Annotated in this window: 9 protein-coding genes and 1 riboswitch; of the genes, 5 read left to right on the top strand and 4 right to left on the bottom strand. The window is 46.2% G+C overall.

Annotated elements, in window-relative coordinates:
• Positions 1-130: 130 nt before the first annotated feature.
• Positions 131-793 carry a 3,4-dihydroxy-2-butanone-4-phosphate synthase gene (ribB, locus tag LRP49_RS01910; RefSeq protein ID WP_274139797.1) on the bottom strand — a complete coding sequence of 221 codons (663 nt, stop codon included), beginning with the start codon at positions 791-793 and terminating at the stop codon, positions 131-133.
• A 121-nt stretch (positions 794-914) separates the two neighbouring features.
• A riboswitch (FMN riboswitch) is annotated at positions 915-1058 on the bottom strand.
• A gap of 410 nt (positions 1059-1468) precedes the next feature.
• On the opposite strand from ribB, the gene LRP49_RS01905 reads away from it, so the two are divergent.
• Positions 1469-1942 (top strand): DUF2127 domain-containing protein, encoded by a 474-nt coding sequence (locus LRP49_RS01905; RefSeq protein WP_274139795.1) that lies wholly within the window; start codon positions 1469-1471, stop codon positions 1940-1942.
• 189 nt (positions 1943-2131) lie between these two features.
• Entirely contained in the window at positions 2132-2497 is a 366-nt protein-coding gene (locus tag LRP49_RS01900; protein WP_274139793.1) for a DUF4870 family protein, read from the top strand.
• Positions 2498-2534: 37 nt separating this feature from the next.
• Here the strand turns inward: LRP49_RS01900 and clcA are convergent, their stop codons facing one another.
• The gene (clcA, locus tag LRP49_RS01895; protein ID WP_274139791.1) at positions 2535-3950 is read right to left on the bottom strand and encodes a H(+)/Cl(-) exchange transporter ClcA; all 1416 of its coding nucleotides are present in this window, start codon (positions 3948-3950) and stop codon (positions 2535-2537) included.
• A gap of 430 nt (positions 3951-4380) precedes the next feature.
• Positions 4381-5292 (bottom strand): LysR family transcriptional regulator, encoded by a 912-nt coding sequence (locus tag LRP49_RS01890; protein ID WP_274139789.1) that lies wholly within the window; start codon positions 5290-5292, stop codon positions 4381-4383.
• A 112-nt stretch (positions 5293-5404) separates the two neighbouring features.
• Here LRP49_RS01890 and LRP49_RS01885 point away from each other — a divergent pair, with 112 nt between their 5' ends.
• The 3 genes from LRP49_RS01885 (at position 5405) to LRP49_RS01875 (ending at position 8032) form a co-directional block, all read left to right on the top strand.
• The gene (locus tag LRP49_RS01885) at positions 5405-6019 is read left to right on the top strand and encodes a short chain dehydrogenase (RefSeq protein ID WP_274139787.1); all 615 of its coding nucleotides are present in this window, start codon (positions 5405-5407) and stop codon (positions 6017-6019) included.
• A 109-nt stretch (positions 6020-6128) separates the two neighbouring features.
• Entirely contained in the window at positions 6129-6611 is a 483-nt protein-coding gene (locus LRP49_RS01880) for a RidA family protein (protein ID WP_274139785.1), read from the top strand.
• Between the two features lie 212 nt (positions 6612-6823).
• Positions 6824-8032: a cation:proton antiporter gene (locus LRP49_RS01875; RefSeq protein WP_274139783.1), complete on the top strand. Its 1209-nt coding sequence runs from the start codon at positions 6824-6826 to the stop codon at positions 8030-8032.
• A gap of 92 nt (positions 8033-8124) precedes the next feature.
• Here the strand turns inward: LRP49_RS01875 and LRP49_RS01870 are convergent, their stop codons facing one another.
• Positions 8125-11436, bottom strand: a complete 3312-nt coding sequence (locus LRP49_RS01870) for a M64 family metallopeptidase (protein WP_274139782.1) — start codon at positions 11434-11436, stop codon at positions 8125-8127.
• Positions 11437-11662 lie beyond the last annotated feature (226 nt).

The following is an 11662-nucleotide window of genomic DNA, read 5'->3' as shown; positions in this document are numbered from 1 at the left end:
GGTAGGCGTGTCAGTAGTGGCTATTTTTAACATTAAAGCTCATTGTGCCTATTATTTGCACGTAACAAAAATGTTGAGAATTGCGGTAGAAACATGCGCTTTTTCTACCGCCGTTCATATTTACATAGCGTTAAGCAATATTGGCAGCCTGAGAAAGGCGGTACTGCACCATGTCTTCAATGGTCAGTACTGGCATGTTGTGTTTCTTGCCGAATGCAATGATCTCTGGGGTTTTCGCCATTGAACCATCTTCGTTTTGCACTTCACAAAGTACACCCGCTGGAGAAAGTCCAGCCATTTGCATCAGATCGATCGTGCCTTCTGTGTGACCACGGCGTGTGAGGACGCCACCTTTGCGGGCGCGAAGAGGGAATACGTGTCCAGGACGCGCCAAGTCAGTTGGTTTCGCATGAGGGTTAGATGCCGTTTTAATGGTCGTCACACGGTCTGCTGCTGATACACCGGTGGTCACGCCAACTTTCGCTTCGATAGAGACAGTGAATGCGGTTTGATTGGCACTGTTGTTGTTTACCACCATAGGTTGAAGTTCCAGCTTATCTGCTTGTTCTTCAGGGAGACATAGGCACACGATACCGCTACATTCGCGGATCATCAGAGCCATTTGCTGTGTTGTCAGGTGGTCTACAGAATAAATAATGTCGCCTTCGTTCTCGCGGTCTTCGTCGTCTAGCAACAATACGCCACGGCCTTCGCGAAGGGCTTCAAGTGCAACTTCTACACGTTCAAGAGGAGTGCCGAACTCGGCAAGAAGTGAAGTGTGTGTCTGATTCATGGTAACTCCAACGTTATTAATACCAGAATCAGGGCATAGATGAGCCGTGGAAATGAGATCCACAAGCAATACAGCCAAAAATGGAATATACGCAAGCGCACACCAAAACATGGCGTATTTTTATCATCCTCTTTCATCCGGACTCTAACCGTCGGCTTTGGCATCTCACCAAATCTGCTGACCCCAAACTAGGTTTGGGCGCTCGCGGGCTCATCATTTCTGATATACCGCCGGTGGGGAATTTCGCCCCGCCCTGAGAATAATTTGCTTAAGTAAGCCTCTTGATACTACTGCGTTTTCAGTCAAAAAGGAAAGAGGCAGATGTTTGATTGGCCAATATTTACCCGAAAGTGTCGCGTTATGTTAAGGCGATGTTCGCAATACGCCTTCTCGCGTATCAGGCAGTTAAGTATGTTGTGTTTTTTTGGTAATGAGGCAGTGCTTGCTTATTTTTAGGTGCAGCGTCAGGCACTTTTTGTATTCACACGGATAACCGAACTTCTTACTTCCCTTCCTTGAAGCTATGCGCCCATGTGTAAAGTTGGCATAACGAAGTAAGTGTCCATGATAGTTGCCGAAGTCACCCCCCTTAGTTTAGGTATTTCTTGACCCTGCAACGAACAGTCCAGAGAATACGGCCCAAAATAGAACTATCTCACAGAAGGCGCAGTTAACATGAATTCACAGCCTAAAGGGTTGCGGGCCATTGCAATTTTGGAAGCAAGTAAAGGCTTGCTGGCTTTGGCAGTAGGCTTAGCACTGCATGAGCTGGGTGGGCCAAAAATTCAAGCGATGTGTGAAGCCTTATTAACGCATTTGAGGCTGAACCCAGCAGGCGAAATCCCCAGTGTTATCCATGAAGCTCTGGCAAATGTTGATGACAAGAACCTGACAATACTGGCAGTGGGCACCGTGCTTTATGCCGCGGTCAGATTGATAGAGGCCTATGGACTTTGGCGAGCATACGCGTGGACAGAGTGGTTTGCTCTCGCAAGTGGCGCAATCTATGTGCCTTTTGAAGTGTATGAAGTGGTTACGACCGGTAAAGTACTGCCAATTTTAGCGTTGGTGACAAATTTGATCATCATCGGTTATATGGCGTTAGTGATTTCTAAACGAAGAAAAGAAAATAAACGCAAAACAGCTTAACGTTATAAAACTAAGTGGCTATTTTCTGACTCTTGATTGGCATTTTATTGACGTTAATGGTGGAGATTTGAGCGATAAAGACTGGTGTTGTCTTTTTTTATCGCAAAAGATGCTTATATGTTGATTTAGGTCAATTTTATCTATTACCATGCGCTTTTTTCACACTTTAGTAAAAAAAGCACAATAACAATGACAACAGATACAAAGCCTTCAAAATTTAAATCTCCCACGATGATCGCGTATATGCTCCTTCTTAGTGGCTTGCTGACGTTTGGTATTTTCAGTCTTGCTGGCGCAGTCTTTGCGTACATCAAACGTAAAGAAGCAATTGCTGCTGGTGAAGATATGTACGCCGATCATTTCCAATGGATTATTAACACGTTTTGGGTTGCTCTGCCTTTGGCTTTGATTAACCTGATCTTGATACCTTTGGGAATTGGGTTGATCACTGCAAGTGTTACTTACTTGTGGGTATTTTACCGAGGAATGTATGGCGCGAAATCGCTCACCGATCTCCACAGCCCATACAATCACCGTCGCGAATCAAATGCTTAACACCGAAAGATAAAAAAGCCGCTAATCGCGGCTTTTTTTATGCGGTAGGTTGCTCTTGGCTTTCGCTTTCTTCTTCTTTGGCTTTTTGCTTCGCCAACGAACGCTGCAATAGCTGGCTATAAAGCGGCTTTCCACCGAGAGCTTGCGCTGTCATCGTTGCGCCTAGTGTGGTGATAAGCAGCGGTAAGATGAGCTCATACTTGTGGGTCAACTCGATCACCAACAAAATCCCAGTGATTGGTGCGCGTACCGTTGCGGCAAATAGTGCGCCCATCCCAGCAACGGCGAACATACCTGCTGTGATTTCCAATGACGGAAAGAAATGCATTGCGCCAATACCAAAGCAGGTGCCAAATAGGGTACCTAGCGCGAGCATTGGGGCGAAAACACCACCTGGCGCGCCCGAGCCAAAACACACTAACGTAGCGATAGTTCTTGCGAGGAAAAGCGCGACGAGTGCAGCGATAGCCAGCTTTCCTTCTGCAGCTTCGGGAATGATTGCGACACCACCACCACTGAGCGAAGGCAACAGCATGACCAGCAAACCAAATGATGCGCCAAGGAGCGCGCCAATCCCGACAAAACGTGACAGTTTGTTTTGATGGATTTGCTCAAATCGGTCCATGGTCATGACAACCAATTGATTAAAGCAAACGCCAATGCCACCAAAGACCAAGCCAAGCACCAGAAATAACAGTAACGCAACCAATGGAACTTCAAGGCTTGCGGGTAGCGGGATCATCGCGCCTTGTCCCATCAGACTTCGATAGGTGATGGTTGCCATGATTGATGCAATGATGACGGCTTTTACAGAAATCAGATTGTACTTAAACTGCGGGCGCATCTCTTCAACGACAAACATGATGCCGGCGAGCGGCGCATTAAAAGCTGCGGCTAAACCTGCGGCTGCGCCTGAGGCAACAAGAGTATGGCGGCTTTCATCGTCTTTTAGGCGGAAAATATCCGTCATCATGCGTCCAACACTGGCCCCCATTTGCACGGAAGGCCCTTCACGTCCAAGAACCAAACCTGCACCGATTGCGCCTATGCCACCAAAAAACTTCACGGGGATAACGCGCCACCAACGTACGGGTCTTAGTCCATCTAGTGCCCCTTCAATTTCTGGGATCCCCGAGCCTGCGGCTTCAGGCGCAACAGCTTTAACGAGGAAAAAGCCAAATGCGGAGAGTAGAGCACTCGTGACAACGACAACCAAAATGGTCAAAAACGAAATGCCATCGTGTTGAGCAACCCATTGGTGGCGTTGCTCTACCACCCAATCGATCGCAATGTCGAAGAAGGTACAAAGCAAGCCAGCGAAAACGCCGACAAAAACAGACAAAATGAGTATAGAAAGCGGACTTTGATGATTTGCGAGAAAGCGTCGCATGACACTGGAGCGCGGTCTGGCGGTTAACGTTTCATCCTGCTGCTCATCGGGCGCATTAGACATGAGTGGATCCTTAACATTATTGTTATCTTTTCAGCATAGGGCAGTTCGGTAATGACTAATTCGCCGGAAGTGATACACAGCGATAAGAATTGTTCGACAGGCAATATTTCGAACACCTCTTCGGCACTACGACCATCTGCGTAGGACATCGCTGAGTAGGGATTCTAGAATCCATGGTTTTCGAACACATGGGTTCGTGAAAAGCTAGAGTGGTGTCGACTACGAGATCGAAAAGCGTTGTTTACTTCAACTGTAAGTCAAATTTGCCCAGGGAAGATTGAGATCGGAGGGCAATAGAGGTGCGATATTTTACGGCTTAGGCAACAGTTGTATCAACGGCATAACACCTAAATTTACGATATTTCAGTGCATTATAAGATTGCAGTTTTGTCAGGTTGACCACTGTGATGCGGTGTTCCAGTGTGTCCCATTATAGAGTGCCTTCGATAAACCAGTGAGAATGTGTATTTCGCCATGCCATGACGGTATCAATGAAGTCTCTTAACTTTATGGGGTAAAAACGTTGTTTTGCGTAGATCACATGGAGGTTATGAAGACGAGATCGCCATGATGGAAGCACTTGTACCAAATGGCCTTGCGCCAACTGCTCTTCAACGACATGCAAGGGCAAGTTAGCAACCCCGAGGTTTGCTAGGGTAAGAGCCATTGTTCCAGCATAAGTCGAGCAAGATAACTTACCTTGTGTTTGAATCGTTAGTTCCGTCCCTTCGTCATTCATCAATAGCCAATTATTCCAACTGCTAACAAAACAACTTTGGATGCACTCGAGGCTCAAAAGATCGTTGGGAGTATGGATTGGGTGTTGTTTAAGCCAAGTGGGAGAAGCAACCAAAACGTTTTTTAGTGATCCCAATCGCCTCGCAACCAAGTTATCCGGCAAGTCGTCGTGAGCACGCAGAGCAATATCAAAACCACCAAATTCGACATCTTTAATGTCGGTATCGAAATCCAGAACAATATTTACATTGGGATATTTTTTCGCATAGGTAGCAACCATGGTTTCACAGATCTTATCACCAAGGCCTGCAGGAGCTGTGAATCGAATCGTGCCTGCATTATCTTGCGTTAAGTCTTCAATTTCCTTACTGGCTTCCAAGGCGAGCAATTCAATCTTTCGTGCTTTTTCTAATAGAGCCTCACCGGCTTCGGTTAGGGTTACTGTGCGGGTCGTGCGGTGGAAAAGCGTGCAGGCCAGGTCGGACTCCAGTGCCTTTACATGACGAGAGATGAGCCCCTTGGAGACGTTGAGCGCATCGGCAGCCGCAGAGAAACTCCCTTGTTTGGCTACGTGAAGAAATGACTCTAGATGAGTAAGGTTCATATTGAATCCAAAAAGTAAACAATGTGGTGAATTTATGCGGTTTTTCACGGCGATGCAATGCAATACATTTCCATCATCGAAACAATAACGCAGATAGAGATGGAGAAAGAAAATGAAAATTGCAGTGATTGGAGCCAGCGGAACGATTGGGCGTGCAGTGGTGGAATTGCTAGGGAATGACCATGAAATCGTTACCTTAGGCGCAAACTCCGGTGATATTCGTATCGATATACGTAGCCGAGAATCCGTGAAAACTGCGTTCGAACAAATGGGCAAGGTCGATGCAATAATCAATGCCGTTGGTGAGCTTGCGTTTAAACCGTTTGGTGAGCTGAATGATGAAGATTGGTATGTGGGTATTGAAAGCAAACTGCTTGGACAGGTGCGTGTGACCGAAGAGGCGGTTAATTACCTGAATGATGGCGGTAGCGTGACCCTGACGACAGGCATTATTTCTGATACGCCAATCGCTTGTGGTTCAAGTGCGACAGCAATTAATGGTGCGGTTGAATCTTATGCAAAAGCGGCTGCTATTGAAGCACCGCGAGGTATTCGAATCAACGTTGTCAGCCCGGCGATGTTGGAAGAGTCTAAAGACACATACGGTGCTTTCTTCCCGGGGTTCTTCGCAATCCCTGCGAAAGATGTAGCTCAGTTCTACAAACGCGCCGTTATGGGATTGGAAACCGGTAAAACGCTGAAATGTTTTGCTGGGAATCCGGTGTAACCCGTTTCATAGGAAAATGCGAGTAAGTTGGCCTCCGTTGTCGTTGAGACCGCGGAGGCATTCTTGTTAGTTTGAAATAGCCACTCACTTAAAATGGTTAAGGACAGCCATGACAGACGCTATCGCAGACTTAGACGCAGAACAACGGCTCATTGAATTGGGACTCAGGCTCCCAAAGGCTTCCAATCCCCAAGCGAATTACACCAATTGCGTGCGCACGGGGAACCTTCTTTATGTCTCCGGCAAAGGGCCAATGGCCGGATTAGACGCAGTTCCAAAAGGCAAACTTGGACGGGAATACAGCGTCGACGAAGGCTACGAATTCGCTAAAGTCACGGGTTTAGATATTCTGGCTGCGGTAAAACTTGAATTAGGCTCACTCGATAAAATTGCACGTGTGGTGAAAATTCAGGGTTTCGTTAATGCCACTGAAGATTTTGAGCAACACCCTAAAGTGCTAGATGGCTGCTCCGATTTGTTTGCCACAGTGCTAGGTGAGAAAGGGGTTCATGCGCGATCGGTGTTTGGTGCGGTTTCACTTCGTGGCAATTTGCCCATTATTATTGACTCCATATTTGAAATTACGCCGTAAATAGCCCTGCTTGGGCGGCGTAATCGCGCCGCCCGGCCTTTTCGAACAGTCTCCTCAGTGACGCTATTTCCTCATCTTGTCCCTTATCTACCTCATTTTCTGCACCGAGAGATTCAAATCGGCGGTTTCTCAACGGTATACATGGCGGGACAGCCTCTTTTCCATCTAGCTTTGTGGGTATTCGTCAATCACAAAAGGCAACAAGGCTGAGCATGACCGAATCAGTACCCGCATTGGTTACCTACGCGGTTTTAGGGTGGATGGCCCTGAATATCATTTTCTATATTTCCGAACGCTGGATGGTGTTTACAGACATCATCTGGATATTAATGGCAGGGCTGGCTTACGGTTGGTTGTCGTCATTTAGTGCGTTGGAACTGCCACCTTTGGTCATGGATCCGAAAGTGGTTTTATATGTATTTGTTCCGCTGTTGATCTTCGCATCAACCAAGAAAATGTGCCTTTTTCATTTCCGGCCGATTATTGTTCCTGCGCTGCTGGCAGGTACGCTAGGTATCATCATCAGCATGACTGTAATTGGTACTGCTGTTCACTGGTTGCTGAATGTGCCTTTGTTACCCGCTTTACTGTTTGGGGTGATTATTTCGGCCACCGATCCTCTCGCGGTCAGCGCCTTATTTAAAGGCGATGAAAGCATTTCAGAAAACCAGAAATTGCTTATAGAGGGCGAGTCTATTTTAAATGATGGTTTCGTTGTCACTGTGGCGGGAATACTGGCTCTTCTGATCTTCACCTCGACCAGTTTTAGTTGGCTTGATACCAGCGTAAGTTTAGTGACTCACATTGTCGGCGCACTTGTGACTGGGGTAGTGCTAGGGCGAGGTGCTAGAGCCATTTTGCGTTTCATGCATTCTTCGTACTACATACTCACCACGAACATTACACTCGCGCTTGCGTATGGCAGTTTTGTTATTGCTGAATCATTCCACTTTTCCGGTATTTTGGCCGTGTTTGCAGCGGCTTTGGCCTACGGCTATAAGCCGGATGAAGACCGCGCTAACCGTGAGGCGGAAGAGAAAGTTTGGGAATACCTCGATTACGCTGCCAATGCATTGTTGTTCTTCTTGCTCGGCACGAGTTTTGTCGTATTAACACAAGGTACGGCTTTCTCGGTTTGGATGGTTGTGCTCGCTCTTAGCCTCCTTTTCTTGGGGCGTTTTACCGCCTTATTTCTCTTGAAGCCCTTTATGAAAATCGACGGTGCCGCTCTTTCAACCATGGAGTTCTGGTTGTTGAACTTCTCAGGGGCGAGAGGTGCGGTATCCGTTGCCTTGATTTTGCTTTTGCCTTCCTCGTTTGAATATCAACCGCTGTTTCTCGCCTCTGCGTTTGTGATGATTCTGTTTTCTCTGATTGTTTACCCCTTGATTACAGCGAAGTTATTAAAGCAAGGAGGATGAGTGGGGTTTCGAGGTAACTAAGAGGGTTCTCAAGGTGAGACAAGGGCAGCGGATGCTGCCCTTGTTTTATTTTCACATATCGCCGTTTGAAATTAGTGTTGGCTAAAATTCACGGTAACCGGCGAAACGAGGGAACGTCCTTGATTGTTATCAGAAAATTCCAGCGTAAACGTTTTATCGACCATCTCTTCGGTAAGCACGATATCAAATCGATAAGTGCTGTCGTCTAACGTGCTCTTGTCTTCCAGCAGCGCAGAACGGTGATGCGTGTAAGGGACGTTGTAGGGGCAGAATGTTAAACGTGATTCGTCGTTTGATAAGGTAAGGGTTTTACCTTTGAATACCTTCCCTGAACAATCATTGAGCGAGGTCTCAAGCGACAGTGGTTTCACTTTTTCGATGCGAATACCATTCTGATCAACAATCACTTCAGCTCGAACCTGTTTCACCTCATTTGTGGTTGCATATTCGGTTGCTGTTGCATATGGGCTGTTGTTGGTGACGTGCCATTCGAATTTAGACACTGTGCCTTCTTCAATGACGATAATGCCTGTTTCGTCTTTTGCTACCAGTTTAACGTTGTAGCTTCCTGACTCATAAGCCCCGTGCTGAAGCGTTTTGGCGTTGTCATATTGCGGTTGGTAAACACCATTAATAAACCACTTGAAAGATTGAACACGTTCAACGCTGCCATTCAGTTCGTGGAATTCAACTGATGGGTTAAAAGCAAAAACTTGATTGGATTGATCAGCGAAATTTACGTACATCTGACTCTGGTTTAGTGAGGCATGCTGTGGCGATATGATGGAGAAATAGCCTGCCTTTTGATAAAGACGATTTGCCCAGCGTTCTGCATTGTAAGCATGGAAAGGGTAACCGTTTGATCGCATGATGGAGATGTCCGTTGAGCGCCACATTCCCGTCGGTTGATATTTGCCGCCTTCATACCATCCCGCAGTCCCCGAAGGGCAAGATGCTGTGGTTTCTTTACATACCGTATCGATGGTGACGTCTCCGGGTAGGAAATGTTTCCATGGTACGAAATTAAAGTCACTGCAGACATTGCTGTCACAGAAGTTAGCAGGCCCTATATCGCCACTATCTGAATATTCATCATGTAGGTCGGCGAAAGAGTGCCCTAGCTCATGAACAAAGACATGAGGATTCATTTTGTTTGCAGTGGGTATGTTACCACCAAGGCCACCGTAAACATTGGTGTTAACCATGGCAAGAATCATGTCATGTTGAGGTACGACAGTTTCGACGTGATATTTTACCAAACCGTCATTCACTGCAAGTCCGCGAGCCTGTGAATGCGCGCCGCCAACGTAAAACCCAGCATCGAATACTGTGTCTTTGTCGTTTTTGTACTCGGGATTATTACTTGGAGCCCAAGTGGCGATTTGACAGTTGTCGAAGGTCACTGGGTGACAACCCTCTTCTATCGTCCAATCTGCGCCTCGCTCATTCGAGGGAACGAACACTGAGTGGATGTTGTATAGAGCCATGTGTGGCAACAAGTTGTCATAACTGAGGAATGCTTCCAGTGCATTTTTAACGTGCATATCAAACAAGGCTTTATCTGTCGCTAAATAGCCATCACCCGTGATAACTAAATCCCAGCCTTTACCATCAGTACGCCCGATGTATTGCTTGTGGTTTCCGTCAGCGGAGACATAGATTGGGTTGTCAAAATCGATAACAGGAAGAGTACTTGGATCGTAATCAATTTGACTATTGAAGCGGACTTCACCGTCGCCAAAACCCAGCAAATCAGCGTAGTCAGCTTTAATTTTCACGCGAATGTCGCCAGGGCGATAGGTTTGGTTGTGTAAGCGTATTGTATTACTGGTCATCGGTTGGTAAGACAAGCCGCCGTTAACCGAGTATTCATAGAGTGAATAATTAAAAACATTGTTCGTGAGATGGATATTGTGACCACGATGTTCAAGGGTAGGGTCAACATACGCAATATTGTCCAGTACCTTGTGAATTTGTATCAATGCAAGGTAGTAGTTTTGGGCATTCTGCTCGCGATAGGCAGTTAAAAATGCGTCTTGGAGCGAAGACAATTGGTCATCAATACCTGCGTTTACTAACAGTTGAAGCGAGCTGACGATGGGTTGATGCTTATCACCAGACATAACATTCGCGTCGTACATTTCACCATCATAACTTCCGCCAAGCGCGGGAGACTGTTGGTCTGGTTGGCCTTGAATACCGTGGGCATAGGTGTAAGGGGCGGTGTTAAGGTTCACGCTGTATTCACGCGCATAGGTATCACGGCGCGTATTAAGGTTGATGTCGTAATACTGAGCGACGAGGCGAGGGACACAAGTGCCTTGCAGGGCACCATAGTCACCATCTGCATAATCAGTATGGTCGTGGTAAACGTACAGGTCACCACCTTGTTTAATAAAGGCTTCAATGTCAGCACAGGCGTGTGGGTTACCCTTCTCAATGTTTGCGTAATACGCGCTGTGTGTTTCTGCACTTAGCGGTTCATTAACAAAGGAGAAGGGAAGGTCATGACCAGCTACATATGCGGCAAGCTGTGGGTCAACGGATTCGCGCTGAGTGATGGTGTAGTTTTCCTCAAACTGCGCATTCACATTGATCGCGTTAAGTAATACGTATGACAACGCGCTTGAGTTATTCCAGAACGTATAAATATCATCGCGAATTACGAACACTTTTGAGCCGCTGTTCGGTGCCATCTCCGGTTTGATGTTACCAAAGCTAATACCGTCAGACGAGGTAAGCACATTCGCCGCGTAATTGCTCATGACGTTGTTCGTTTGCGACGTGTACGGGTCAACGTAAATGCTAGATGCATTGCCCAAAATTGAACGCGCTTCTTCGTTGTAGTTAATGATGGCCTTTTGGAGAGTGAATGCGTTTGCTGGCTCAATCAATGCGGCGAGAGACACGTAATCCTTTGACTGACTGCTTGTCGAAATCAAGTCAAGAATACCTGAAACTTTATTCAGATATTTTACGCTGATGGCTTTATTGAAATTGGTCAAATCGAAGCGTTTAGCCGCACCGTTCAGGTTGTGAAGTGTTTGAATGTTTTGGTTGAACTGATTGGCTTCAAGGGCGAGCGCATTAAGCTGATTATGATCGTTTACAGTGATGTTTTTGTTGTTAAGAAAGAAAGCTTTGTAGATGGGGAGAGTTTCAGCTTGATAAAGGTTGCCAAACAATCGTTCTAACGTATCACTTTGAAAGTCAATTTCACCGTTGCTATCGATGAATACCTGAAGTTTCGAGTAGTCTTGCCCTATAGGATAATTCCGAGAATTAGCATCGCTATTGATGCTTTCATGAGAAGGTTGCGCGATTGCCGCGCCTTGATTACTGACAAGCAGTGTGGCCAGTATCATCCATGCAGTCTTATTCACATTGACTCCTAGTATTGTGAATTTAGGGAAAACGCTTGAAAAGTGAGAAATACCTCACATGAATTTAAGCCGGCAGATAATTATGGCTGGAGAAATGAACATCAATTCAATTCATTAATTGTTATTAATAAAAAAATTCGCTGATTGAGTGTGGTTGTCTGATTGAAACGCCAGCACTGGGTTTGGGGTGTGATTGTTTTGTCTATACTAAAATGGAAAATAAGAA

Origin of the sequence: Enterovibrio qingdaonensis (assembly GCF_028683135.1) — a bacterium.
In the GTDB taxonomy this organism is placed as follows: domain Bacteria; phylum Pseudomonadota; class Gammaproteobacteria; order Enterobacterales; family Vibrionaceae; genus Enterovibrio; species Enterovibrio qingdaonensis.
The sequence above is the reverse complement of the archived record's forward strand: the minus strand, read 5'-3'. Positions and strand labels throughout refer to the sequence as shown.